The organism is Haloplanus natans DSM 17983 (assembly GCF_000427685.1).
GTDB lineage: Archaea > Halobacteriota > Halobacteria > Halobacteriales > Haloferacaceae > Haloplanus > Haloplanus natans.
On record NZ_KE386573.1, the window covers coordinates 2,745,201 to 2,767,845 of the forward strand.

A 22,645-nucleotide genomic window follows, 5' to 3' on the forward strand; every position below is an offset into this window, starting at 1 on the left:
AGCCGGCTCTCATGAGTGGCGGTATGTTACTCACCGTGTCCGGCCCGGCGGGCAGCGGAAAGAGCACCACCGCGGCCGGCCTCGCGGAGGCGCTCGATCTGGAGCACGTCAGCGGCGGCGACATCTTCCGCGAACTCGCGGCCGAACGTGGCTACTCTCCCGTCGAGTTCAACGAACTCGCCGAGGAAGACGAGAGAATCGACCGTGATCTGGATCGGCGGCTGTACGAAATCGCCCGCGACCGCGACGGCGTCGTCCTCGAATCGCGACTCGCCGGGTGGCTCGCCCCCGACGCCGACTTCCGCCTCTGGCTCGACGCCCCCATCGACGTGCGGGCCGCCCGCATTGCCGATCGTGAGGAGAAATCCGTCGAGCAGGCCCGCGAGGAGACGCGCCGACGCGAACGGAGCGAACGAAAGCGGTACCGCGACTACTACGACATCCCTATCGACGACCTCTCGATCTACGACCTCGTTATGAACACGGCACGGTGGCCGGCAGCCGCCGTCCTCGCCGTTCTCACGACCGCCGTCGAGCAGTACGACCCGGCGGCCGACGAGGGGCGGTACGCCATCGAGGGCGTCGACCTCGACGGTCTACAGCCGTGACCTGCCTCCGTGACCCACCCGACGACCGCGACCTCGACGCCCTCCTCGCGTTCGGCGTCGTCAACCTCGACAAGCCACCCGGCCCCTCCGCCCACCAGGTCGCGGGCTGGGTGCGCGACCTCGTGGGCGTCGACCGCGCCGCTCACGCCGGGACGCTCGACCCGAAGGTGACCGGGTGTCTGCCCGTCACCCTCGGCGACGCCACCCGCCTCGCGCCCGTCTTCCTGGAGGGCCGCAAGGAGTACGTCGCCGTCCTCGAATGCCACGGCCGCCCACCCGCCGACCTCGACGACGTGGTCGCCGAGTTCGAGGGAGAACTCTACCAGAAACCGCCGCGGAAAAGCGCCGTCGCGCGCCGCCTCCGCACCCGGACGGTCCACGGCCTCGACGTGCTCGAAACGCGTGACCGCCAGGTCCTCCTCCGGATCGAATGCGCGAGCGGCACCTACATCCGCAAGCTCTGTCACGACCTGGGCCTCGCCCTCGGGACCGGCGCACACATGGGCGCCCTCCGCCGGACCGCGACCGACCCCTTCGACGACCGCGACCTCGTGACGCTTCATGACCTCGCCGACGCCCTCGCGTTCGCCGAGGACGGCGACGAGGAGCCGATCCGGGAGGTCGTCGCCCCCGCCGAACGGGTATTGCGGGATCTGCCCACGGTCACCATCGCCCCGAGCGCCGCCGAACAGGTGGCGACCGGAGCGCCCGTCTACGCCCCCGGCGTGATCGACAGCGAGGTGTCGGCGCCTCGGGACGCCGGCGAGTCCGGCGACGAACCCCCACTCGTCGCCTGTGTCACACCCAGTGGGGCCGCAGTGTGTCTCGGGCGGTTCGTCGGCGACCCCGACGGGGACTCGGGGACCGTCGTCGATCTGGAACGGGTGCTCGTCTAGCCCAAAGCGACACGCTTAACCCACACACCGCCCTCGCTCGAAATGCGGGACCGTGGGGTAGTGGTATCCTCTGCGCATGGGGTGCGTTGGACCCGTGTTCGAATCACGGCGGTCCCACTCCCTTTTCGACGCAACTGATGCGGAAAGCCTTCCGGCTGCTGATTTGAGCGCCGGCGACGTGGTTGTCGTCGACCGTTCGGTCGTCGCGATCGATAGCCGCGGCTCGCGGCTGGTCGGTGTCGATCGTGTCGACGAGTCTTGGGTATGTGCCACCCCCTTCGGCAACCCTTCTTCCGTTCCGGCGGGATCGGTGTCCCTGACGAAAGAGCGTGGCTGCAAGTCCAAGGAGAGTCGGAACGACCGATTCATACTGTTTATTGTGCCGGTTTACCGGTGGATCGGCAGAACGGGTCGGTGAACCACCGGTGATGACTTACAATAATCACTATCAGAACTCGTCCACGATCTCCTCGGCAAACTGCGTCACCGTCTCCTCGGGATCGTCACCTGCCAGACTCACGATGACGTGATCCAGCCCGTAGTCGTCGAGCCGCCGGAAGTAGTCGCGGAACCACTCCACCCCCGCCCGGTAGCCGAGGTGGAGATGTTCGGGCTCCGCGGCGGGGTCGTCGGCCAGGGCGACACGAACGGCGATGACGAACGGCTTCTCACCCGCGAGGTGGCGCCACTTGTCGACGTAGGTCCGGAGGGTGTCGTCGGGGAGATGGTAGAACAGCCAGCCGTCGCCGTGTTCGGCGATCCACTCGACGGACTGCCGTGCGTGGCCGGTCGGAAGGAGCGGAAGGGTGTCGGTCGTCGGGTCGGGGAGGACGGTCAGGTCGCCGTCGAGTTCGCCCCAGGAGCCGTCGAGGGTCGGAAAGTCCTCGCGCCAGAGCGTGCGGAGCGCGTCGACGCTCTCGCGGACCCGTTCGCCGCGCGTGTCGGCGTCGACGCCGAAGGCGGGATACTCCGGGTCGCGGTCGCCGGAGGCGACGCCGAGGACGAGACGCCCGTCGGAGAGTCGGTCGACGCTCGCGGCCGACTTCGCGACGTGGATCGGGTGGCGCAAGGGAAGGACGACACTCGACGTACCGAGGGCGATGTCGTCGGTTCTGGCGGCCAGATATGAGAGGAGTGGCCACGTGTCGAACGCGCCGCCTGCGTCACCGAATTTCGGCCAGTAGGTCGGCACGTCGCGCGCCCAGAGGGCATCGAAGCCGACCGATTCGGCGTGGGTCGCGAGCGCGACTTCGTCCTCGATAGCCGGCGTCGACATCCGGTCGGCTGTCAGTGGCAGTCCGAGGCCGATGGAGAGATCGGCCGACCCGAACAGCCGTCGGTACCCCCGATTCGCGTACGCGGCGTCGGTCATCGGGCGTGCTTGGTGGCGGGGACGTATCCGTGCTCGGATCGGAGCCGCGGGGCAGGCGTGAGGCGGGCGAACACGCGGTTCCGTCGCCGCCGTCAGTTCTGCCGTTCGAACCGGTGCAGCACGATTTCGGAGGTGTCGTCCCACTCGAAATGGTCGTGGGCGCGCTCCAGAATCTGCTTGTAATGGTCCAAGTCGCGGGCGCCCTCGGCCTGGGCGTCGGCGTCGGTCATGTCCCCGAGGGTGCGGTCGGCCACCTCGACGACTTCGAAGGTGGCGCCGTCGAGTTCGAAGGTGTCGCCCTCGTCGGCGTACTGCTGGCCGCGATGGATCTGCGTCACTTCGCCGTCGAGTGCCTGCTGGCGCATCCGGTCGTTCGGCAGGAGCGTGCCGGGGTCGATGTCTGCCATACGCGAACGTAGGACTCGACGGTCAAAAACGGTCGGACGGGAACGAGCGCCACCATCCGGGTGGTGCGGCAAAAATCGTGCAAATATATAAACAAAGACAAATGATACACCAAAATAGACTACATTCAAAACACTATTTCTCCAATTTAGGCTACTATGTCCGATAAATATTTATTCCTCTGCCTGAATGGTCAGGTATGGTAGAACGCGACGACGGATCGACGGTCGCATCGCACACCGAGTACGTCCGGACTCGGGTCCAGTGTGTCGGCTGTGGGATGAGCGTCCCGACGAGGAAGGGAAGCGGTCGGCGGCTATGCGGCCGCTGTCGGCGGAGCAACTGATGGATCGCACGGACGCGACGCTCCAGCAGGCCCCGGAGTTCGAACTGGAATGTCTCTACGACGATCCATCGAGCCCGTCGGAGCTGACGGTGTTCTCACCGGAGACGCCGGCGATGGCGACGGAATGGCTCACCGTCGACCGGTCGGCGGCGGTCAGCCTCGATCGGATGCGATAGCCTACTCGTCGGGGCGCACGAAGCCGTCCTCGTCGTCGGACGACCACACGCCCGACACGTCGGTCGGCTCGATCGGTACCTCCTTGCGGCTCCCCATCGCTCCCACTTCCCGCGTCGGAAAGTCGTCGTCCGGGGCCGTGATCGTGATGTCGGAGTGAGCGAACAGATACTCGGCGGTGATGCAGACGTCTCCGGAAAGCTCGCCGCGGATCACCCCGTCGGCGTCGGTGAACGTGAGCGCGCGTCGGTACGGCCGTTGGCAGGCCGGACACGTTCCGCCGTACGGCTGTCCGTCGGCGTCGCCGGCCATGATGCGGTCGTCTGAGTCGACCATACGGTTCCCACTGCGACCGGGGAGTATAGGCGTTGCCAGTCGGCCCGCAGAGGGGCGGCGGAGCGTCGCGATCCTAAACCGTGTTTAATCACCTAGTACACTGCCCCACACACCAATGCAATTTGGAATAATAGATGGCAAAACGATATATACTTGGATATATTGAGACATAATCGACGTGTTCGAGCACAATAGCCCAAAGATTTCGGAGAATAGTGCAAAATTGATCGAGATTGATTCGGAGACGGGAGCCAACTGACGACCAATGTTCGACAAATCGGATCTGGAAGGGCCACGTATCGATCGACGGACGGCGACGAAACTGCTCGCGGCGGGGGGTCTCAGCGGCCTCGCCGGGTGTAGCGGTGGCGGTGATTCGGGCGGTGACGACGATGCCGGTGGGGGTGGAACCGAGAGCAGCAGTGAGTCGACCAGTTCAGGTGGGTCGAGCGGCGGGTCGATCACCGCCGGGTGGAACATCGACGAAATCGAGTATCTCGACCCCCACTACATCGACAAAGGACAGGAGATTTACCTCTCCTCGAACATCTACAGCGGCCTCGTGAAAATCGGGGCCGACGGCTCCATCGTCGGCGACCTAGCCACCGACTGGTCGCTCCCGGACAGTTCGACGTACGTCTTCGACCTGAAGGAGGGGGCGACCTTCCACAACGGCGATCCGCTCGACGCCGCGGCGGTGAAGGCGTCGTTCGAACGGCTGATGAGCCTCGACGACTCGCCGCATCTGGGCAAGGTGTCGTCGGTCGACAGCGTCACCGCGGAGGACGCCACCACCCTGCGGATCAGCCTTTCACAGACCGTCGGGCCGTTCATCTCCTTCCTGACGCGGGGGCCGGGTCGTGCCGGCACCATCGTCCACGCCCCGAGCGCCACGTCGAACCCAGACGAGTACAACCGGATGCCCGTCGGCAGCGGCGCGTTCGAACTCACCGAACGCGAGTCGGGCGAATACCTCCAGCTCGAGGCCCACGACGGCTACTTCGGCACCGACAGCGAGGGGAACTCGCTCCCGTATCTGGATTCGGTCCGGGTCGACCTGATCCCGGAGCCGTCGACGATGTGGACGGCGATCCGCGGCGGCGAGATCGACTACTCGATCAGCATTCCCGCCCAGAACGCCGGGCAGGCCGAGTCGATGGGCAACCTGAACGTGACCGGGACGAACCCCGGCGCGTGGTTCTGTATCGCGCCGCTGTGTAACGACCCCGCGGAGGTAGAGTTCGCCCAGTTCGCCAGCGGAAGCGCCCAGCCGACCGATAAGTGGTCCAACCAGGACCTCCCGACGGCGGACAAGCGGGTCCGGCAGGCCATCTCGATGGCCATCGACCGCGAGGCGCTCATCGAGCGTGCCTTCTTCGGCTACGCGGAACCGGCCCACTCCGTGTTCAACCCCGCGCTCGCGTGGCTCTACGAGGAGGAGCCCGATCCGGGCCAGTACTACGACCCCGAGACTGCCACGCAACTCCTCGACGAGGCGGGCTACACCGGCGATCCGCGGATGAGCCTCTCACTGCTCGGAACCCCCAACGACGAACGCCGGATGACCGTCGTCCAGGAGATGCTTTCCCAGGTCGGCATCGAGGTCCAACTCAACGTCCAGCAGTCCTCGGCGTACTGGGACAACCTCTACCAGTACGAGAACGAACTGGTGATGTACGACGGCTACGTCGACATCGACCCGTGGATGTCGCTGTGGAAGCAGCTCAAAACGCCCGTCGAGAACGGCTCGGCCGGGAAGTGGCAGGCGAACCTCTACAGCAACCCCAAATTCAACAGCCTGCTGGAACAGGACTACGGCACATCGGATCAGGCCCAGCGGAAGGAGATCCTCCGGCAGGCCGAGGAGATATTCGTCGAGGACACCCCGTGGGCGATGACGACGTTCCCGCTCATTCCGAAGGCGAGCACGTCGGAACTCTCCGGCATCGGTAATCAGGCCGGCCTGAGCAACTTCCACACCGCACGGCTCGGATAGATGGGACTGCAACGGTACGTCGCAAAACGGGTGCTACAGGCGGTGCTGGTGGTGTACGTCGTCGCCACCGCAGTCTTCGTCGCCGTCCGGTCGGTTCCCGGTGATCCCGCCCGACTGGTCCTCGGCGGCAACGCCGGGCCGGAGGAGCTCGCCGCGGTGCGAGAGGAGCTCGGCCTCGACGAGCCGATCTACGTCCAGTACGCCGACTGGATGGCCGACCTCGCGCGCGGCGACCTCGGGCAGTCGATTTTCACCGGCGAAGCGGTGATCACGCGCATCCTCGGCGCCGCCGAACCGACGTTGAGCATCGGTCTCGTCGGCATCTGTATCGCCCTCCTGGTCGCCATTCCGGGCGGCATCGTGAGCGCGACCCGCAAAGGAGGATGGGAGGACTACGCCGTCACGAGCGTCGCCTTCCTCGGCGTCAGCATGCCGTCGTTCTGGATCGGTATCGTCCTGCTGCTCGTGGTCAGCACGTTCGTTCCGTTCCTGCCCTCGTACGGCTACGTGTCGATCAGCGAGGGGGTGGTGCCGTGGCTCTCCCACGTCATCCTTCCGGGACTGGCGGTCGGACTACCGTACGCCGGCATCATCACCCGGATGACCCGATCGTCGATGCTCGAAGTGCTGAGCGAGGATTACATACAGACCGCGCGCGCCAAGGGGCTCCCGCCACGGACCGTCCTGCTCAAACACGGGCTCCAGAACGCGCTCCTGCCGGTCGTCACCGTCGCCGGCATCCTCTTTGCCCTCCTCCTCGGCGGCATCGTCGCCGTCGAGGTGGTGTTCGGAATCCAGGGCTTCGGTCGCCTGCTCATCCGCTCCATCGAACGCCAGGACTTCCCCATCGTGCAGGGGTCGGTGATCGTCATCTCGATCATCTTCGTGTTCATGAACCTGTTCGTCGACCTGCTGTACACGTCGATCAATCCGAAGATTCGGTACGGAGGTGAGGCCTGATGGGCGCCGACTACGGCGGGTACGGGAGCGACGAGGAGACCCGCGTGTTCGGGGTTCGAATCGACCGATTCGACACGTTCCGGGAGACGCTCGCCGGCGATTACAAGGCCACGCTCGGTCTCGTTATCGTCGTCACCTTCGTCCTCGCGGCCGTCTTCGCGCCAGAGCTAGCGCCCTACGACCCGATGGCTCAGGAGTTCGCCATCATGCAGCCGCCGTCGCTGTCGAGTGCCCACCCGTTCGGCACCGACTCCTTCGGCCGGGACCTGCTCTCGCGGATGATGCACGGCGCCCGAATCAGCCTCGCGGTCGGGCTCGCCGCCGTCTCCGTCGCCGCAGTCGTCGGCATCGGACTGGGCCTCGTCGCCGGCTACTACGGCGGTGCCGTCGACGACGCGCTCATGCGCTTTGTCGACGTGCTCTGGGCGTTCCCGTGGCTCCTCGTGGCGATCATGCTCGTCGCCATCTTCGGCCAGGGCGTCTGGAACGTCATCGCCGCCATCGCCTTCGCGTACATCGACGACTTCGCCCGTATCGCGCGCAGCGAGGTGCTGTCGATCCGCGAAGAGGAGTTCGTCCTCGCGGCCAAGAACATCGGCCTCGGCGACAGGGAGATCATGATCGAGGAGGTGCTGCCGAACGCGGTGGCGCCGCTGATCGTCCAGTTCACCGTCCTCGTCGCCCGCGCGATGCTCGCCGAGAGCACGCTCTCCTTTCTCGGTATCGGCGTCAAACCGACCACACCGACCTGGGGGGCGCTGCTCGGCCAGGGCCGGAGCCTCATCGGCCAGGCCTGGTGGATATCGATCATCCCCGGCATCGCCATCGTCGTTACGGTACTCGGCATCAACCTCTTCGGCGACGCGCTCCGCGACGCCTTCGACGTGCGTGGGGAGGAGGGATCGGCGTGACACTCCTCGACATCGAGGGACTGGAAGTCACCTTCCCGGTCGAGGGCGGGCCGGACGTGCCCGCCGTCGACGGCGTCGATCTCTCGGTCGAAGCGGGCGAGATTCACGGCCTCGTCGGCGAGTCCGGGTCGGGCAAGAGCGTCACCGCCCGGTCGATCATGCGCCTGCTCGACGGCGCCGAGGTGGCCGCGGATCGCTTCGACTACCGCGGCGAGGACCTCTACGCCAAATCCGATGCCGAGATGCGACGGGTCCGCGGCGACGAGATCGGCATGGTATTTCAGGACTCGCTCTCGGCGCTCAACCCGGTGATGACCGTCGGCGAACAGATCGCGGAGGTCGTCAGACACCACGGCGACGTGGACGAGTCGGCCGGCCTCCTGGGCGAACTCCGCCGCAAATACGTCACCGGGACGAGCAAATCCGCTCCGTCGTGGCGTCGCGCCGTTTCCCTGCTCGAGACGGTCGGGATCGCGGACCCCGAGGCGATCGCCACCTCGTACCCCCACCAGCTCTCCGGCGGCCAGCGCCAGCGCGTGATGATCGCGTCGGCGCTCGGGGGCGATCCCTCGCTCATCGTCGCCGACGAGCCCACCACCGCACTCGACGTGACCGTCGAAGCGGGCATCCTCAACGAACTCCGGCGGCTCTGCGAGGAGTTCGACGTGGCGATCCTGCTGATCACTCACGACCTCGGCGTCGTCGCCGAGACGTGTGACAGCGTGACCGTCATGTACTCGGGGTCGGTGATGGAGCACGGAACGACCGAGAGGCTGTTCGAGAACCCGGCACATCCCTACACCAAGGGGTTGCTCCGAAGCATTCCCGAAGGGGCGGCGACGGGCAGCGAACTGACGACGATTCCGGGATCCGCACCGGAGCCGACCGAACGCCCCGACGGCTGTCCCTTCCGGGACCGCTGTCCCGCCGCCTTCGACGCGTGTTCCGAACCGCTCCCCGAACACGTCGTCGACGAGGGCCACGTCGCACACTGTCACCTCTACGCCGAGGGTGACGGGCCCGGCGAAGTGACCTGGGACGCCGCCGCGGCGGCGACCGAGAGCGTCGACGACGGAACGACCGATGCGGCCGAGCGGACGGCCACGACGGAGGTGACCGACCGATGAGCACGACCGATACGACGAGCGACGCGACCGACGCACGGCCACCGGAACTCCTGCGAGCGACGAACCTGAAGAAGCATTTCCCGCTCGACGATGGGCTCTTCGACCGCCTGTTCGGCAAGAGTCAGGTGGTCCGCGCCGTCGACGGCGTCGACCTGACCGTCCACGCCGGCGAGACGGTCGGCATCGTCGGCGAATCCGGGTCGGGCAAGAGCACGCTCGGCCGGACCGTCTCGCGGCTGTACGAGCCCACGGACGGGAGCATCACGTTCGACGGCGAACATATCGAGACCCACTCCGGGCGGGAGCTTCGCCCGATCCGGCGACGGGTCCAGTACGTCTTTCAGGACCCGATATCGGCGCTCAACCCGCGCAAGACGGTCGGCGAGAGCGTCGCACGCCCGCTCTCGGTCCACGACATCGCCGACGGCGAGGCGAAGTGGGAGCGCGTCGCCGACCTGTTCGAGGAGGTCGGACTCGCACGGTCACAGCTCGGCGCCTACCCCCACGAACTCTCTGGCGGCCAGCGCCAGCGGGTCGGCCTCTGTCGGGCCCTCGTGACCGAACCCGACCTCGTCGTCTTCGACGAACCCGTCTCGGCGCTCGACGTGACCCTACAGGCACAGATCCTCAACCTCATCAACCGTCTCCAGCGGGAGTTCGAACTCTCCTACCTGCTGATCTCGCACGACCTCAACGTCGTCCGGCAGGTGTGTGACCGCATCGCAGTGATGTACGCCGGCGAAATCGTCGAACGGGGAACGGTGGCGGACATCTTCGAGAACCCGAAGCATCCGTACACGCGGGCGCTCCTCGACGCCATCCCGCAGGTCGAAGGGGGGAAACGGGGCGAGCGGAAGTCCCTCGGCGGCGAACCGCCGAGCGCGACGAACCCGCCCACGGGCTGTCGGTTCCATCCCCGGTGTCCCGAGTTCATCGACGGTTCCTGTTCGGGGCAGAAACCGGCGCTCCAGTCCGTCGACGACGCCGGCCACGAGGCCGCCTGTCACTGGCTCGACCGGAGCGAGGGCGAGCGGGCGACACACACCCCGCCCTCGCCGTCCGAACGGGAGGTCATCCGGGAGTCGAGCGACTAGTCCCCGGCCCGCCAGCGCCAGCGGCCCGGTCAGCCGGGCCGCCCGGTCGTCCGCCGCGTCCTCCCGGTGTCGCGAGTACGCCTGCACGACGGCGGTGAGGAGGAACAGACAGACGGCGACGAGGTGAGGCCGGCGACGACGACGGCGGTCGGGACGGGCCGTCCACAGGAGGCGAAGCGCGCGGTAGGTGGCGACGGAGAGGGAGGCGTGAACCGCCTCGGGGTCAAGCCCCGAGGCACTCGGCCTGTTCCGCCTGTAGACGAGGAGCGTGACAGCCACCGCGACGACCCGGAGCGCCGGACCGCGTCGCATTACTCGTCGACGCCGATGACGGTGCCGACGCCCTTGCTCCGGCCTTCGCGGAAGACGAACCGCTGTCCCTCCTCGATCAGGTAGGGGCGGAACTTGAACTCGACCGACGCCGTGCCGCGGTCGCCGGGCAGGAGGTGTCCTCCCTCGGGGCGGAAGACGGCCGCCTCGCTGATCGTTTCGAGGTGGACGACGGGCTCGTACCCCGTTCCGATGCGGGTCGGGTGGTTGAGCACGACCACTTCGGCCTCGAACTCGCGGACGGGCGTGGGATCGGCGTCGGCAGGGAGCAACACCATCCCGCGTTCGATCTCGCGTTCGGCGACACCTTTGAGCGCGATGCCGACGATCCGGCCCGCCTCCGCGCGGTCGACGCGGTGATAATGCATCTCGATGGAGCGAACCTCCACCTCGCGGAACGTGCCGTCGGGCATCGGACCGAGGAGGAGGTCGTCGCCGGCCTCGACGGTGCCGGAGTTGACGGTACCGGAGGCGACGGCGCCGACGCCCGTCACCGAGTAGGTGCGGTCGATGTACATCCGGAAGTCGCCGTCCCCGCCGTTGGTCTTGGGGAGGCGCTCGAACAGGTCGTCGAGGTCGTCCAGCCCCGTCCCGGCAACGGCGCTGGTTTTCAGGATGGGCACCACGTCGCCGATCTCCTCGGCCGCCGTCGCCACGCCGTGTCGTTCGATCCGGAGCGGCGTCTCCTCCACGTCCCGCAGGAGGCGTTCGACGGCGCGTTCGACCTCGTGGACGCGGTCCTCGCTCACCACGTCCGTCTTGGTGATAGCGACCATCGTCGGCAGCTCCGTCGCGAGCAGGATGCCGAGGTGTTCGCGCGTGGTCTTCGTCGGGCCGTCGTCGGCCGCGACGGTCAACAGACCGTAGTCGAGTTTCTGGCCCACCAAGCCCCTGATCGTCGTCCGCAGCCACGGTTCGTGACCCACGGTGTCGACGAACGAAACCAGTCGGTCCGCCTCCTCGACCACCCGGGCGCGGTCGCTCTTTCGGTGGGGGTTGTCCATCCGCACCGGCCCCGCATCGTCGAAGCCATACACCGCGTAGGAAAGATCCGCCGAGAGGCCCCGCTCGACCTCGTGGGGCTGTACGTCGAGATACGAGCGCGTACTCCCCTGCCCGTCGTCGGCCTGTCCCGTCACCAGGGTCCCGACGAGCGTGCTCTTGCCGTGATCGACGTGTCCCGCCGTCCCGACGACGATGTGTGAGTCGTCGGTGTCGAGGATCGCTCCCTCACGGATGGTGGCGACGCCTACCAGCCCACTTTCGTCCTCGCCGCCGACACCCCACGTCTCCACGTCCTCGATGTGGGCGCCCGCCTCCTCGGCGAGCAAGGAGAGCACGTCCATCGATTCGGAGAAATCGGTCGGATGGATGCCGGCGATGTGGCCGTCGTCGGTGACGCCCACGACGTACGTCGCCTCGCCGTCGCCGGAGAGCACGCGGTGGCGCAACTGCGCCGCCAGGCTCTCCATCCGGCCGTCGACAAGGTGGACTTCGCGGGAGAGCCGCTCCTTAAACTCGATTGGGCCACCCTCCTCTTCCCCGCGCTCGAGGGCCCGTTCCAGCAGGGCCCGATCGGCGGTCATGTGGCGTGTTAGGCAACGACTCGGCAAAACGCTTTCCGTCGTATGGGTATAGTTATCACACTTTTCGAACAGCTGACCTACTCATAGTGTTTATTGTAACTGGTTACCGGTGAGTCGCCAAGACGGCCCGGCGACCCACCGGTACTGACTTACAACAAACACTATCAGCCGGCAGGATCGAGTGTGGCTTGGTGCGTGTACCCGTCGAGATTGCTCCGTTGCTCCTCGAACTCTTCGGGGGAGAGCGCACCACACCGCATCGTGTAGATTCTGTCGTCCTCCGTATCGGTGAGGTCGGACCCGAATACGGACTGTTTCAACTGAAGCGGTCGCGCGGAGTCCCCTTCCTCAAGGCGCGACCGAAGGGAGCGAGTAGGGAGGGGAGGAGCGCGTTCGTACGGGATACAAACATTATTTTTTAAGTAGCCACTCATCTACATTGAAACTGTGGCAGACGACTACGTGCGTCGGACCGCCATCACCCGCCTCTCAGTGAATGGTGAGCAACGCGAGTTGCTTGAGGAAACCATCTCCGAGTGGAAGTGTGGTTGCCAACTCGCTACGGACATGGCATGGGGCAAATGCAACGCCAAAAGCGACGTACAGCCCCTCGCCTACGACGACGTGCGTGAACAAACTGACCTCGGGAGTCAGCACGCGATTCTCGCCACACACCAAGCCGCACAAGCCATCACCGGCTGTATCGAACGTCGCTCGAACGGCAAGAAGGTCAGCAAACCAATCTTCACCGCACCCACGGTGAAATACGACACTCGGACAATGACGCTGTTTGACGACGATACCGTGTCACTCTCGACAACGGAGAGTCGCGTCCGGTGTGACCTTGCTCTCCCTAACGCCGACGACGGCTACCAACGGCAGTACCTCAACTCCAAGAAGTGGAGCGTCACGGAAAGTACGCTCACCGCCCGTGACGGCGATTACTTCCTGCATATCGGTTTCCGCCGACACAAGAACGATACCGAACGGAACACCGCCAAGGACGGAATGGTTCTCGGGGTTGACCTCGGTATCGAAAATCTCGCCGTTACGAGTACTGCCTCCTTCTTCAGCGGGCGGGAACTAACCCATGACCTCCGCGAGTTTGAGAAGGTACGCACCGGACTCCAACAGACCGGGACGAGAAGCGCCCACCGAACGCTTGAACAGTCCAGTGGTCGGGAACTTCGATACGTCAGAGACGTGCTTCACCGAGCGTCGAACGCCATTATTACGGAAGCACTCCGCTACGAGTGCGACGTGATCGCGTTCGAGGACTTAACCTATATCCGCGAGCGCACGGGAGCGTCGTGGGGCCACAAGTGGGCGTTCCGAACGCTCTATGAGCAAGTGGAGTACAAGGCTGAAGCCGAAGGTATCTCGGTGAAACAAGTTGGTTCGGCGTACACATCAAAGCGGTGCGCTGAGTGTGGATTCACGGCAGATGAGAATCGACCGACTCGAAATGCCTTCCGATGTGTGAAGTGCGAGTCGGAAGCGAACGCGGATTACAACGCGGCGAAGAACATCGGTATGCGGTATGTCCGTCGGGGCCAACAGTCGTCCCGGCGGACGGGCAACAGTCAGCTTGCCCTAAAGTCTGGAACGGTGACGCCGAGCGGGGGATTTACAGCCCACCCGGACGGGTTCAAGGCCGAGTTCATGGACAAGCCCCACCCTCCACGAGCGAACCCGTCAGGGTGAGCGAAGTAGGGTGGGGTAGTTGACATAATAGCTCGATACCTATCCGTCCCGAAGCCGCTCGTACGCGCGGTTCACCCGCTTGAACGCCTCCTCGTCGCCCCCGTCGGCGTCCGGATGAACCTCCTTGACTTTCGATCGGTAGGCCCGCCGCACCTCGTCGTCGCTCGCGTCGGGGTCGAGTCCGAGCGTCTCGTAGGCCTCGCGCCGACTCGGGCCGGCGTCTGTCCCGGGGGCGCCGGTCCGCCGCCCGGACGCCCGGGCGCCCGACGCCGCGCCGCGGGCCGTCGCACCGAACCCACCGGGGGCACGGCGCTGCCGACGGCCGGCGGACCCCCGACTCGCCCGCGCCTCCCGACGGGCGCGCTCCTCGATCCGGCCCGTCGAGTGGTGCCACATGAGGTACGTCGTCGCCGCGAACGGAATCGCCAGAAAGAGCAAGAACAGTTGGTAGACGAACGCGATCACTACGAGGACGACCGTGAGGCCAGCGAACATCGCCGCGAGGCCGAGAACGAGTCGATCCCTGTCCACACCGGAACGTGGGGTGGCCACGGTTGTAAGCGTCTCGCCCGGGTGACCGTGTGGATCGAACACCAGTCGGTCATCCCGGTCGTGTGGCTCCCTCGTGACGACACTCGAGGGGTCGAGACACGGCGGGCCGACGACGTGTGCGGCCACACGGCGACGCTCTATCTCGGACCCGAAGACGCGCCGGATTCGCTCGATCCGGGGCACCTCGGCGACCACTTCGACAGCCTGGAACGGACGGGGGGAGTCGCCAACATCTCGCCGTCGAGACGCCGGGGCGGACGTATCGATACGACCTGCAACGCCGCGGCTACGAGTGATAGTGTGTATTGTGACTGTTTACCGGTGGGTCGCCAGGACGGGTCGGCGAACCACCGGTACTGACTTACAACGATCAGTATGAGCCACCCGGTGGCGGCGTGTTTCAGTGCCGTCCGTACTTTCAGGTCCCCCGGCGTCGAAGGGGCGAATCGATGCGTACCGTCGACGGCGCCGACGGCGGGGGCCAGTTGCTCCGGACGGCATTGAGCCTCTCGGCCGTCACCGGGACCCCGTTTCGGATCGAGAATATCCGCGGCGAGCGTCCGAATCCGGGGCTCAAACCGCAGCATCTCACGGCGGTCGAGGTGATGGCGGAGCTCTGTGGCGCCGACGTGGAGAGCGCCGAACTCGGTGCGGAGTCACTGACCTTCCGTCCGGGGGACAAACGGCACACGTCGCTCCGGGCCGACATCGGCACGGCCGGGAGCGTCACGCTCCTGTTCGACACAGTCCTGCCGGTCGCGGTTGTCGACGACGAACCGTACCGGCTGACGGCGACCGGTGGGACGGACGTGAACTGGTCGCCGACGATCGAGTACCACCGGTCGGTGAAGTTTCCGTTGCTCGCCGCCCAGGGGGTCGACGCCGCTATCGATCCGGCGAGGACCGGCTTTTATCCAGCCGGCGGCGGGAAGGCCACCCTGCAGGTGACGCCCGCGTCGCTCTCGCCGTTCGGCCTCGACCGCCGTGGCGACCTCGACGGGGTCGGCCTCTACTCCAAAGCGTCCGAGTCGCTCGCCGACCGGAACGTGGCGGATCGGCAGGCGGCACACGCACGCGAGGAACTAGACGCGGCGGGAGTGTCGGCGACGGTGCAGCGCGTCGAGTACGTCGAGACGGCGTCACCGGGATCGTCGCTTCTCCTCCGTGCGAACTACGAACACACGGTGGCCGGGTTCGACGCCCTCGGTGAACGCGGCCGCACGTCAGAGGCCGTCGCCGAGGACGCCGTCCGACGGTTCAGAGCGTTTCACGACACGGCCGCGGCGGTCGATCCCCACATGGCCGACCAACTGCTGGTCGTTCTCGCGCTCGTCGGCGGGCGCGTCCGGATTCCGGCGCTCACCGACCACGTGCGGACGAACCTGGCTCTCCTCGATCGGTTCGGGAGCGACGTGGATATCGACCCGGCGGCGGACGGGACGCATCTGATCGAGGCGAACGCGCATCCGGCGGTCGATTGATCTCCGCGTTCGCCAAGGACCGCTCACGACCGGAGCTCGATCCGCGAGGCGCAGGTCCGCCGTCCCAACGTCCGTGCCGGGGCGTCGTCGGAGTCAGCCCGGCGACAGCGGTTCCACGGGGGAACGACGTTGCAGGAAGGCGTCGAGACAGTCGTCGACGGTCACGCGTTCCCCGTCGATGTCACACGGAAAGAGTCCCCACACGTGGGTGCCGGCGTACACCGCCAGCGTGATCACCAGGGGCTGGAAGACGTCATGAACGGCTACGTCGCCGTCCATCCCGGGGAACTCACGGACGTGATCGGTCAGTTCCGTCCGTGGCGACTCTCAGAAAATGACAACTAGCCCATGTTTTTTCGGGATGGTCGTCGTACCGGAATCGTGGAGGTCCAACCGTGAGTTCACCCAGTAACCCCTTTGACGAGTTGGAACGTCTGTTCGAACGAATGAGCCGGCAGTTCGACGATGCGACCGGTACGTGGGACGCGGAGAACCCGTTCGGTCGGATGGCTACGGGGATGGAGTCGATGTCGATAGATCTCGTCGAGGCGGACGGCGAGTTCGTCGTGACCGCCGACCTGCCGGGGTTCGAACGTGACGAGGTCGAGATCCAGGTGACGGATCACACGCTCCGCATCGAGGCCGACCGCGAGGAGGCGACGGAGGAAGGCGAGGGGGACTACCTCCGACGCGAACGGCGCCAGGAGTCGATGCACCGATCCATCCGCCTCCCCGACAAGATCGACACGGAGTCGGTGAACGCCCGGATGAAAAACGGCGTGTTGACCGTGACGCTCCCCCGTCTCGACACCGAGGAGGCACGGTCGATCGAGATCGAATAGCGGCGTCCCGCCCACAGCCAGGTAGTGTTTATTGTAACTGTTTACCGGTGGTTCGCCAGAACGGATCGGCGAACCACCGGGACTGACTTACAATGATCAGTATGAAGCCCCGCGACGCCGTACTCGGCGCCATGAGCGTGACGACCCTCTGTCAGGTCTGTGAGTCGGCGACGGCCAGTCACGCCTGTGACACCTGCGGCGCGGCCGTCTGTGCCGAGCATTACGACCGTGAGACCGGGCTGTGTACGGTCTGTGCCGCGAGGGTTCGGGGCGGCTAGCGGAACTGCTCGAGTCGTTTTTTGAGTCGCTTGGCCGCCTCGCCCGCCGCGCCGAAGTACGCGCCCTCGTCGTTGCCGGGGGCGTCCTCCCCCGCGAAGATGATCCCCCGCGAGGAGTTGACGAGGCCAACGCCGTCCGCGAGGCCGTACTCGACCGCCGCCTCGGCGTCGCCGCCCTGAGCCCCCACGCCGGGGACGAGAAAGGGGATGTCCGGAACCTCGGCGCGGAGCGTCTCCAGTTCCTCGGGTGCCGTCGCGCCGACGACGAGGCCGACGTTCCGGTGCTCGTTCCACAGATCGGCCAGCGCCGCCACGCGCCGGTAGAGCGGTTCGCCCGAGGCGAGTTCGAGGTCCTGCAGGTCCGCGCCGCCCGGGTTCGACGTGCGACAGAGGACGAACACCCCCGCCTCCTCGCGGGAGAGGAAAGGATCGAGCGAGTCCCGGCCCATGTACGGGTTGACGGTGATGGCGTCGGCGGTGTCGAGCAGTTCCGCGTACCGCCGCGACGTGTTGCCGATGTCGGCCCGCTTGGCGTCCAACAGAACCGGCACGTCCTTCCCGCCCGCGTAGGCGATCGTCTCCCGGAGCGCGCGCCACCCGTCGGCGTCCTCGTAGAAGGCCGCGTTGGGTTTGTAGCAGGCCGCGTGTTCGTGGGTAGCGTCGATGATCCGGCGGTTGAACGCCCACCGCGGCAGGTCGCGGTCGGACAGAAAGTCGGGAATGCGGTCCGGGTCGGCGTCGAGGCCGACGGAGACGACGCTGTCGACGCGTTCGATGCGCTCGCGCAGACGGTCGAAGAAGGCGGTCATAGGGGGAGTGGTCGGGGCACCGACTTCAATCCGACTCTCATCGGTCGTCGTAAACCACCGCGCCGTCGACGACCGTCAGCGACACGTCGATGTCGTCGATGGCGTCCGGTCGCTCCCACGGCGACCCGTCGAGGACGACCAAGTCGGCACACTTGCCCGGTTCGACCGTTCCCAAGCGATCCTCGTCGAAGCCGGCGTACGCGCTTCCGAGCGTGTACGCCCGCAACGCCTCGGTCACCCCGAGGCGCTGTGCCGCCGTCGGCGCGTTGACGGCGTGATGTACGCCGAAGAGGGGGTCGAGGGGCATACCGTCGCTCCCGAACGCGAGGTGGACGCCCGCCTCGGCCAGTCGACCCAACCGGTTCGTCTCGGTCCGGCGGTCGCCGAGGCGGTCGGCGTACAGGCCGTCCGCGCCGGCCCAGCGGTGGAAGTTCGGCTGGACAGAGGCGACCACGCCGCCCTCGGCGAGGCGGTCGATCGCCGCGTCGCTCGCGAGTTCGGCGTGTTCGATCCGGTGTCGTTTCTCCCCCGAATCGGCGCTACCGGCCCCTCCAGATGTCGCCGACGCCTCGCCCACGAACGCGTCGACGACTTCGTCGACCGCCTCGTCGCCGATAGCGTGGGCGGCGACCTGGAAGCCGGCGGTGTCGGCACTGTCGAGTAGGTCGCGGAACTCGGCGGACGTGACGATCCACTCGCCGCGTTCGTCGGGGGCATCGCTGTAGGGCGTCGAGAGCTTCGCCGTCCGCCCACCGAGGCTGCCGTCGGTGAACGTCTTGATCGCCCCCACCCGGACGAGGCCCTCGCCGTGGTTCGTCCGGAGGCCCGTCTCGACGAGGGCGTCGAGGTGGTCCGCCCAGTAGTTGAGGCGAACCCGGAGGGTCAACGCGCCGTCGCGCGCGAGGTCACGGTAGGCGCGCGTGGCGTGGCCACCCCGAACCATGTCGTGAACGCCGGTCACGCCGCGGGCGTTGGCGTAGTCCTGGGCGGCCCGGAGCAGGTCGACCATCCCCGTGGCGTCGGGGCCGAGGGCGTCGAGGACGGCGCCGGCGGCCGCCTCGACGACGACGCCGGTCGGCTCGCCGCCCTCGTGGCGGACGCCCGCCGCGGGCAGGTCGTCGACCCACCGTTCGAGCGCGGTCGAATCCAGCGAGACGACGTGGAGGTCCTCGCGGACGGCGACGACCGGCCCCGCGGCGTCGACGGCGTCCAGATCCGCCCGGGTGAGGTAGTCGGCCTCGACCCACGTGCTCTCGTCGTAGCCGAAACCGACGACGGGGTCGCCGGCGTCGACGGCGGCGGCCCGGTCGTCGAGGCGGGCGAGCACGTCCGTCCGACTCTCGGCGCCCGAGAGGTCGGCGTCGACGAGTCGCCGGCCGAGGATGTCGAGGTGGGTGTGGGCGTCGATAAAGCCCGGGAGGACGACCCGGCCGGCGCAGTCGACGACCCGGGTGTCGACGCCGCTCAGGAAGTCGAGGTCGTAGGCGTCGCCGACGCGGACGATCCGTCCCCGACGGACGGCGACCGCCTCGTGGGTCTCGTCGGGGCGGGCAAGGGTGTGGACCTCCGCGTTCGTCAGGATGAGGTCGGCGGCCTCGGTCATATCCGATCCCCCGGCGGCGAACGCGTTAACGCTTTGGGGAGCCGCGAGACGGACGGGTCCGTCGGGCGCCGGCCACCGGACGACGATCGGTCCGACTCGACGCGAAGACGACGGCCACCGAGGCGGGGGGAGAGACCGCCTCGTGTACAGTATCGAAAACGCCGGGGTCGGGGCGATGCATGGTCGATCCGACCTGACGGCTGGCCCCGCGACGGGGCATTCGGTCGTGGGTGAAGCGGCTATACAAACGTACCGCTCCAATTCTCAGTAGCTAAAACTGCGGCCCTACTCGGCGGGTGGCAGTCCCTCGTCGTTCACCACCGTGCCACCCTCGTCGACGGTGACGACACCGCGGTTGTTCACGGCGTAGGGATCGAGACCGATCTCCTCCATGAACCCTTTGTAGAGCCGTTCGACCGTCTCGCCGTCCTTCTGTCGGTCTGACGCGCGGTCACAGAGTTCGATCAGGTCCTCCGGAACGTCGTTCTCGTGGACGATCCAGTGGTTGATCAGGTCGGAGAGCCGCCGGATTGGGGAAGTGAAGTGGCCGTAGATGTCGAAGTTGAGGGCGTGGTGGCCGCCGAACGGGTCGTTCATGTACTTCGCGCGGGGCATCACCTTCAGCACCGCACGCTGGATCTTCGACAGCATCCGGTCGGGCGCGGTTTCGAGCGCCCCGTTGACCGCCTTTCGGGGGTCGTCCCACTTATCCGAGGGGATGGAGACGCCGTTCAGTTCCTGAATCTCGCGGAGCGCGTCGTTCCACTGGTCCGGCGTCGGCTGGGGGTGGACCCGGTACATCGCCTCGACGCCCCGGTTCCACATCAGTTCGTGTGTCACCGCCTTGTTCGCTTTCAGCATACACTCCTCGATGATGGTGTGGGCGCGGTCCCGCCGGGGGTTCAGGACGAGCGACCCGTCCTCCTTGCGCTGTTCGTGCATCCGATCCGCGAGTTCAAAGGCTAGAGAGTTCTCGGCGTGAAGGGGGGCGTCGGGGTCCTCCAGTCGGTTCTCACACTGGCTGTAAGTGAGGCGTTCGTCGCTCCGGATGACGGACTTGTAGATGTCTATCTCCTCGAACGAGAGCGTCTCGGGGTCGAGTTCCATCTCGACGGTGTGGGCGAGGCGGTCCTCCTCGGGCACGAGCGAACAGACCGTCTCCGCGAGCGTCGGCGGCAGCATGTGGATGGTGTAGGCGGGGAGATAGACGGTGTTGCCCCGCTGGACGGCCTCTTCCCACATGGCGGAGTCGGGGTGGACGTAGTGGGTCACGTCGGCGATGTGGACCCACAGCCGATAGCAGTCCTCCTCCTCGCGGACGCTGATCGCGTCGTCGAAGTCCTGAGCGTCGATGGGGTCGGTCGTCCACGCGGTCAGGTCGCGGAGGTCCCGTCGCTCGTCGAGTTCGTCCCGAATCTCCGCTTGAACGCCCTCGGTTCGCTCGCGCGCCTCGCGGAGAACTTCGGGCGGAAAGGCGTCACGGATCTCGAACTCCTCGAACAGATCCTCGCGTTTCTCCTGTAACTGGCGGGCCTCGGCCGGACTGATCTCGACTGGTCCCTGGCCCTCGGCCGTCCCGGCCTGGGCCTGCGCCTCGGAATCGTTCGTCATGCTCCGGACTATACGTGACGGGTAGTTAGACGTGTCGGGCCGGACGCCCCAGCCGTGGCCGTGTGCCGAGCCGTCTCAGGATTCCGGTTCCTCGGCCGAGCCGTACCGTTCCTCGACGGCGCCGTAGTACCGTTCGAGGAAGTCCCGCTGTGAGAGTTCGGCGTCGTCACCGACTTCGACGAGCAACGCTTCGAGTTCGTCCCGGGGCTGGTGACAGAGGTTTCGATAACACTTCTTGCAGAGATGCTCGAACTCCTTGCCGTGTCGGCTCCAGCGGTCACCCTCCTTGTCGTACTCCCGGGCCTCGGATCGGCGCAGCGAGGTGCCACACGCGATACAGACGACCGTCTTCCGATCCCGCCCCCCGTCCGATCCGGAACGCCACATGGCCGACAGCAGGCACCACGCCCACTTAGCGTTTGTTACGCGTCAGACGCGGCCGACGGCGACGCCCGATAATCAGTATTATCCGCCGAGGGATCTACCCTCACCTATGGAAGTCAAATCCCGCCACCACCTGCGGAGCGACGAGATACGGGACCTGGAGACGACCCTCGGAGACGCGCTAGGGGTCTCCCTCGACGGCGACACCTACGAGCGCGTCGACCTCGTCGGGACCGAGTTCGACCTGGTACTCGTCGACGGCGACCCGTCGGTGTTCTACGTCGACGGTGAACCCTTCCTGACGGTCCGCGGCGCGAACGCCTATTCCCCCGAGCGACGGGTCGTCACCGTCGACGCCGGCGCCGTCCAGTTCGTTAGCGACGGCGCCGACGTGATGCGTCCCGGGATCGTCGACGCCGACGACGCGATCGAATCCGGCGACCTCGTCGCTATCGTCGAGGAGACCCACGGCAAGGCGCTGGCGGTCGGTCGCGCCATCGAACCCGGGAGCGACCTCGTCGGCGACTCGGGGAAAGTCGTCGAATCCGTCCACCACGTCGGCGACGACCTCTACGAGTTCTCGGTGTAGCGGTCGACCGCCGCGTCGTAGCCGTGTTTCGCCCGTCGGTACGTCTCGCGCAGGTCGGCCACTGGCGTCTCCGCCGCGTCGACGCGCAGGTCGTGATACAGTGGCTCGGACGTCCCCGTCCGCACGGCCACCGCGGCGCTCCCGACCGGCAGATCACGGTCGTCGCCGCCCGCCCGCGCCCCGGCCGCGAGCGCGGTGATCAGGCGCCGAACGAGCGGCGCGTCCCGCTCGTTCTCCCGGTAGCCCTGTGCCAGCGCGTCGAGCACTCCCTCCTCCGCCAGCGACGTGCCCGCGACGGTGTAGCCGTCGCCGACGCGGCCCGCCGCGACGGGTCGGCAGTCCGCACCCGTGTGGGCGCCGGCCGAGTCGACGCCGACGCCGTGGCGCTGTGTTCGGGGATCGCCCGTCGCGGCCATCGCGTCGGCGACGCGGTCCCCGCCGGCGACAGCGTCGAGGAGCCGTCGCCCGGCGTCGGCGTCGGTCACGCCGGCCACCGCGACGGCGCCGGCGTCGCTCACGTGTGGGCAGACGCTTCCCACCGCCGGGACGCGGGCCGCGGCGGCGACGCCGAAGCGATAGCCCGCCGCCCCGCGCTCCCGGACGCAGATGCTGAAGGTCACAGTCGAGGCTGGGGGTGCGGGCTCAAAAGTT

At 66.8% G+C, this 22,645-nt stretch carries 25 protein-coding genes and 1 tRNA gene; 15 read left to right on the top strand and 11 right to left on the bottom strand.

Translation table 11 applies throughout. The features are described 5' to 3' along the window. The first annotated feature begins 23 nt into the window (after nucleotides 1-23). The 3 genes from cmk (at nucleotide 24) to HALNA_RS16255 (ending at nucleotide 1,621) form a co-directional block, all read left to right on the top strand. On the top strand, nucleotides 24-608 hold the full coding sequence (gene cmk, locus HALNA_RS16245; protein WP_049938104.1) for a (d)CMP kinase: 585 nt from the start codon (nucleotides 24-26) through the stop codon (nucleotides 606-608). Further along, complete coding sequence (locus HALNA_RS16250) at nucleotides 605-1,504, top strand: RNA-guided pseudouridylation complex pseudouridine synthase subunit Cbf5 (protein ID WP_049937384.1); 900 nt, start codon at nucleotides 605-607, stop codon at nucleotides 1,502-1,504. The genes cmk and HALNA_RS16250 overlap by 4 nt, the downstream gene beginning before the upstream one ends. A 46-nt stretch (nucleotides 1,505-1,550) precedes the next feature. Next, nucleotides 1,551-1,621 (top strand) — tRNA-Pro (locus HALNA_RS16255). A 331-nt stretch (nucleotides 1,622-1,952) separates the two neighbouring features. Here the strand turns inward: HALNA_RS16255 and HALNA_RS16260 are convergent. Both HALNA_RS16260 and HALNA_RS16265 read right to left on the bottom strand, forming a co-directional pair. Continuing rightward, nucleotides 1,953-2,876 carry an LLM class oxidoreductase gene (locus tag HALNA_RS16260; RefSeq protein WP_049937385.1) on the bottom strand — a complete coding sequence of 308 codons (924 nt, stop codon included), beginning with the start codon at nucleotides 2,874-2,876 and terminating at the stop codon, nucleotides 1,953-1,955. Between the two features lie 92 nt (nucleotides 2,877-2,968). Further along, nucleotides 2,969-3,283, bottom strand: a complete 315-nt coding sequence (locus HALNA_RS16265) for an ASCH domain-containing protein (RefSeq protein WP_049937386.1) — start codon at nucleotides 3,281-3,283, stop codon at nucleotides 2,969-2,971. A gap of 197 nt (nucleotides 3,284-3,480) precedes the next feature. On the opposite strand from HALNA_RS16265, the gene HALNA_RS20285 reads away from it, so the two are divergent. Then, a complete protein-coding gene (locus tag HALNA_RS20285) occupies nucleotides 3,481-3,627 on the top strand; it encodes a hypothetical protein (protein WP_157573600.1) in 147 nt (48 codons plus the stop codon). Next, nucleotides 3,627-3,803: a DUF7511 domain-containing protein gene (locus tag HALNA_RS20690; RefSeq protein ID WP_169719054.1), complete on the top strand. Its 177-nt coding sequence runs from the start codon at nucleotides 3,627-3,629 to the stop codon at nucleotides 3,801-3,803. Before HALNA_RS20285 ends, HALNA_RS20690 begins: the two co-directional genes overlap by 1 nt. A gap of 1 nt (nucleotide 3,804) precedes the next feature. Here HALNA_RS20690 and HALNA_RS16270 read toward each other — a convergent pair whose 3' ends face one another. Further along, nucleotides 3,805-4,137 (bottom strand): hypothetical protein, encoded by a 333-nt coding sequence (locus tag HALNA_RS16270; RefSeq protein WP_049937387.1) that lies wholly within the window; start codon nucleotides 4,135-4,137, stop codon nucleotides 3,805-3,807. Between the two features lie 265 nt (nucleotides 4,138-4,402). Between HALNA_RS16270 and HALNA_RS16275 the strand changes: the two genes are divergently transcribed. The 5 genes from HALNA_RS16275 to HALNA_RS16295 are packed head-to-tail and all read left to right on the top strand — an operon-like array spanning nucleotide 4,403 to nucleotide 10,225. Further along, a complete protein-coding gene (locus HALNA_RS16275; RefSeq protein WP_049937388.1) occupies nucleotides 4,403-6,133 on the top strand; it encodes an ABC transporter substrate-binding protein in 1,731 nt (576 codons plus the stop codon). After that, complete coding sequence (locus tag HALNA_RS16280) at nucleotides 6,134-7,093, top strand: ABC transporter permease (RefSeq protein WP_211226032.1); 960 nt, start codon at nucleotides 6,134-6,136, stop codon at nucleotides 7,091-7,093. Then, the gene (locus tag HALNA_RS16285) at nucleotides 7,093-8,004 is read left to right on the top strand and encodes an ABC transporter permease (protein WP_049937389.1); all 912 of its coding nucleotides are present in this window, start codon (nucleotides 7,093-7,095) and stop codon (nucleotides 8,002-8,004) included. The genes HALNA_RS16280 and HALNA_RS16285 overlap by 1 nt, the downstream gene beginning before the upstream one ends. Continuing rightward, nucleotides 8,001-9,131: an ABC transporter ATP-binding protein gene (locus HALNA_RS16290; RefSeq protein ID WP_084510091.1), complete on the top strand. Its 1,131-nt coding sequence runs from the start codon at nucleotides 8,001-8,003 to the stop codon at nucleotides 9,129-9,131. The genes HALNA_RS16285 and HALNA_RS16290 overlap by 4 nt, the downstream gene beginning before the upstream one ends. Beyond that, nucleotides 9,128-10,225 (top strand): ABC transporter ATP-binding protein, encoded by a 1,098-nt coding sequence (locus tag HALNA_RS16295; protein ID WP_049937390.1) that lies wholly within the window; start codon nucleotides 9,128-9,130, stop codon nucleotides 10,223-10,225. Before HALNA_RS16290 ends, HALNA_RS16295 begins: the two co-directional genes overlap by 4 nt. Before the next feature lie 311 nt (nucleotides 10,226-10,536). On the opposite strand, the gene HALNA_RS16300 is transcribed toward HALNA_RS16295, so the two are convergent. Then, on the bottom strand, nucleotides 10,537-12,141 hold the full coding sequence (locus HALNA_RS16300; protein WP_049937391.1) for a GTPBP1 family GTP-binding protein: 1,605 nt from the start codon (nucleotides 12,139-12,141) through the stop codon (nucleotides 10,537-10,539). 447 nt (nucleotides 12,142-12,588) lie between these two features. On the opposite strand from HALNA_RS16300, the gene HALNA_RS16305 reads away from it, so the two are divergent. Beyond that, on the top strand, nucleotides 12,589-13,845 hold the full coding sequence (locus tag HALNA_RS16305) for an RNA-guided endonuclease InsQ/TnpB family protein (protein ID WP_049937393.1): 1,257 nt from the start codon (nucleotides 12,589-12,591) through the stop codon (nucleotides 13,843-13,845). A gap of 39 nt (nucleotides 13,846-13,884) precedes the next feature. Here HALNA_RS16305 and HALNA_RS16310 read toward each other — a convergent pair whose 3' ends face one another. Beyond that, complete coding sequence (locus HALNA_RS16310) at nucleotides 13,885-14,376, bottom strand: J domain-containing protein (protein WP_049937394.1); 492 nt, start codon at nucleotides 14,374-14,376, stop codon at nucleotides 13,885-13,887. Nucleotides 14,377-14,846: 470 nt separating this feature from the next. On the opposite strand from HALNA_RS16310, the gene rtcA reads away from it, so the two are divergent. Beyond that, nucleotides 14,847-15,878: an RNA 3'-terminal phosphate cyclase gene (gene rtcA / locus HALNA_RS16320; protein ID WP_049937397.1), complete on the top strand. Its 1,032-nt coding sequence runs from the start codon at nucleotides 14,847-14,849 to the stop codon at nucleotides 15,876-15,878. Between the two features lie 93 nt (nucleotides 15,879-15,971). Here rtcA and HALNA_RS16325 read toward each other — a convergent pair whose 3' ends face one another. Continuing rightward, nucleotides 15,972-16,157, bottom strand: a complete 186-nt coding sequence (locus tag HALNA_RS16325; RefSeq protein ID WP_049937398.1) for an HTH domain-containing protein — start codon at nucleotides 16,155-16,157, stop codon at nucleotides 15,972-15,974. Nucleotides 16,158-16,324: 167 nt separating this feature from the next. On the opposite strand from HALNA_RS16325, the gene HALNA_RS16330 reads away from it, so the two are divergent. Both HALNA_RS16330 and HALNA_RS16335 read left to right on the top strand, forming a co-directional pair. Further along, nucleotides 16,325-16,720: an Hsp20/alpha crystallin family protein gene (locus tag HALNA_RS16330; RefSeq protein WP_049937399.1), complete on the top strand. Its 396-nt coding sequence runs from the start codon at nucleotides 16,325-16,327 to the stop codon at nucleotides 16,718-16,720. A gap of 92 nt (nucleotides 16,721-16,812) precedes the next feature. Further along, the gene (locus HALNA_RS16335; protein ID WP_049937400.1) at nucleotides 16,813-16,998 is read left to right on the top strand and encodes a hypothetical protein; all 186 of its coding nucleotides are present in this window, start codon (nucleotides 16,813-16,815) and stop codon (nucleotides 16,996-16,998) included. On the opposite strand, the gene pyrF is transcribed toward HALNA_RS16335, so the two are convergent. The 4 genes from pyrF to HALNA_RS16355 form a co-directional block, all read right to left on the bottom strand. Next, nucleotides 16,995-17,807, bottom strand: a complete 813-nt coding sequence (pyrF, locus tag HALNA_RS16340) for an orotidine-5'-phosphate decarboxylase (RefSeq protein ID WP_049937401.1) — start codon at nucleotides 17,805-17,807, stop codon at nucleotides 16,995-16,997. The genes HALNA_RS16335 and pyrF overlap by 4 nt on opposite strands. 37 nt (nucleotides 17,808-17,844) lie before the next feature. Further along, entirely contained in the window at nucleotides 17,845-19,410 is a 1,566-nt protein-coding gene (locus HALNA_RS16345; RefSeq protein WP_049937402.1) for an amidohydrolase, read from the bottom strand. Between the two features lie 285 nt (nucleotides 19,411-19,695). Continuing rightward, entirely contained in the window at nucleotides 19,696-21,021 is a 1,326-nt protein-coding gene (locus tag HALNA_RS16350) for a ribonuclease catalytic domain-containing protein (RefSeq protein ID WP_049937403.1), read from the bottom strand. 75 nt (nucleotides 21,022-21,096) lie between these two features. Then, nucleotides 21,097-21,408, bottom strand: a complete 312-nt coding sequence (locus HALNA_RS16355; protein WP_049937404.1) for a DUF7562 family protein — start codon at nucleotides 21,406-21,408, stop codon at nucleotides 21,097-21,099. A 106-nt stretch (nucleotides 21,409-21,514) separates the two neighbouring features. Between HALNA_RS16355 and HALNA_RS16360 the strand changes: the two genes are divergently transcribed. Continuing rightward, nucleotides 21,515-21,994, top strand: a complete 480-nt coding sequence (locus HALNA_RS16360; RefSeq protein ID WP_049937405.1) for an RNA-binding protein — start codon at nucleotides 21,515-21,517, stop codon at nucleotides 21,992-21,994. Here the strand turns inward: HALNA_RS16360 and HALNA_RS16365 are convergent. Next, entirely contained in the window at nucleotides 21,976-22,614 is a 639-nt protein-coding gene (locus tag HALNA_RS16365) for a DUF1028 domain-containing protein (protein ID WP_049937406.1), read from the bottom strand. The two genes, HALNA_RS16360 and HALNA_RS16365, sit on opposite strands and share 19 nt — an antisense overlap. Nucleotides 22,615-22,645: the final 31 nt, after the last annotated feature.

What these genes read in the sequence shown, in the direction of transcription:
- cmk (WP_049938104.1), top strand. Translation starts at nt 24, where the DNA reads ATGTTACTCACCGTGTCCGGCCCGGCGGGCAGCGGAAAGAGCACCACC.
- HALNA_RS16260 (WP_049937385.1), bottom strand. Translation starts at nt 2,876, where the DNA reads ATGACCGACGCCGCGTACGCGAATCGGGGGTACCGACGGCTGTTCGGG.
- HALNA_RS16265 (WP_049937386.1), bottom strand. Translation starts at nt 3,283, where the DNA reads ATGGCAGACATCGACCCCGGCACGCTCCTGCCGAACGACCGGATGCGC.
- HALNA_RS20285 (WP_157573600.1), top strand. Translation starts at nt 3,481, where the DNA reads ATGGTAGAACGCGACGACGGATCGACGGTCGCATCGCACACCGAGTAC.
- HALNA_RS20690 (WP_169719054.1), top strand. Translation starts at nt 3,627, where the DNA reads ATGGATCGCACGGACGCGACGCTCCAGCAGGCCCCGGAGTTCGAACTG.
- HALNA_RS16270 (WP_049937387.1), bottom strand. Translation starts at nt 4,137, where the DNA reads ATGGTCGACTCAGACGACCGCATCATGGCCGGCGACGCCGACGGACAG.
- HALNA_RS16275 (WP_049937388.1), top strand. Translation starts at nt 4,403, where the DNA reads ATGTTCGACAAATCGGATCTGGAAGGGCCACGTATCGATCGACGGACG.
- HALNA_RS16280 (WP_211226032.1), top strand. Translation starts at nt 6,134, where the DNA reads ATGGGACTGCAACGGTACGTCGCAAAACGGGTGCTACAGGCGGTGCTG.
- HALNA_RS16285 (WP_049937389.1), top strand. Translation starts at nt 7,093, where the DNA reads ATGGGCGCCGACTACGGCGGGTACGGGAGCGACGAGGAGACCCGCGTG.
- HALNA_RS16295 (WP_049937390.1), top strand. Translation starts at nt 9,128, where the DNA reads ATGAGCACGACCGATACGACGAGCGACGCGACCGACGCACGGCCACCG.
- HALNA_RS16300 (WP_049937391.1), bottom strand. Translation starts at nt 12,141, where the DNA reads ATGACCGCCGATCGGGCCCTGCTGGAACGGGCCCTCGAGCGCGGGGAA.
- rtcA (WP_049937397.1), top strand. Translation starts at nt 14,847, where the DNA reads ATGCGTACCGTCGACGGCGCCGACGGCGGGGGCCAGTTGCTCCGGACG.
- HALNA_RS16325 (WP_049937398.1), bottom strand. Translation starts at nt 16,157, where the DNA reads ATGGACGGCGACGTAGCCGTTCATGACGTCTTCCAGCCCCTGGTGATC.
- HALNA_RS16330 (WP_049937399.1), top strand. Translation starts at nt 16,325, where the DNA reads ATGAGCCGGCAGTTCGACGATGCGACCGGTACGTGGGACGCGGAGAAC.
- HALNA_RS16335 (WP_049937400.1), top strand. Translation starts at nt 16,813, where the DNA reads ATGATCAGTATGAAGCCCCGCGACGCCGTACTCGGCGCCATGAGCGTG.
- pyrF (WP_049937401.1), bottom strand. Translation starts at nt 17,807, where the DNA reads ATGACCGCCTTCTTCGACCGTCTGCGCGAGCGCATCGAACGCGTCGAC.
- HALNA_RS16345 (WP_049937402.1), bottom strand. Translation starts at nt 19,410, where the DNA reads ATGACCGAGGCCGCCGACCTCATCCTGACGAACGCGGAGGTCCACACC.
- HALNA_RS16350 (WP_049937403.1), bottom strand. Translation starts at nt 21,021, where the DNA reads ATGACGAACGATTCCGAGGCGCAGGCCCAGGCCGGGACGGCCGAGGGC.
- HALNA_RS16355 (WP_049937404.1), bottom strand. Translation starts at nt 21,408, where the DNA reads ATGTGGCGTTCCGGATCGGACGGGGGGCGGGATCGGAAGACGGTCGTC.
- HALNA_RS16360 (WP_049937405.1), top strand. Translation starts at nt 21,515, where the DNA reads ATGGAAGTCAAATCCCGCCACCACCTGCGGAGCGACGAGATACGGGAC.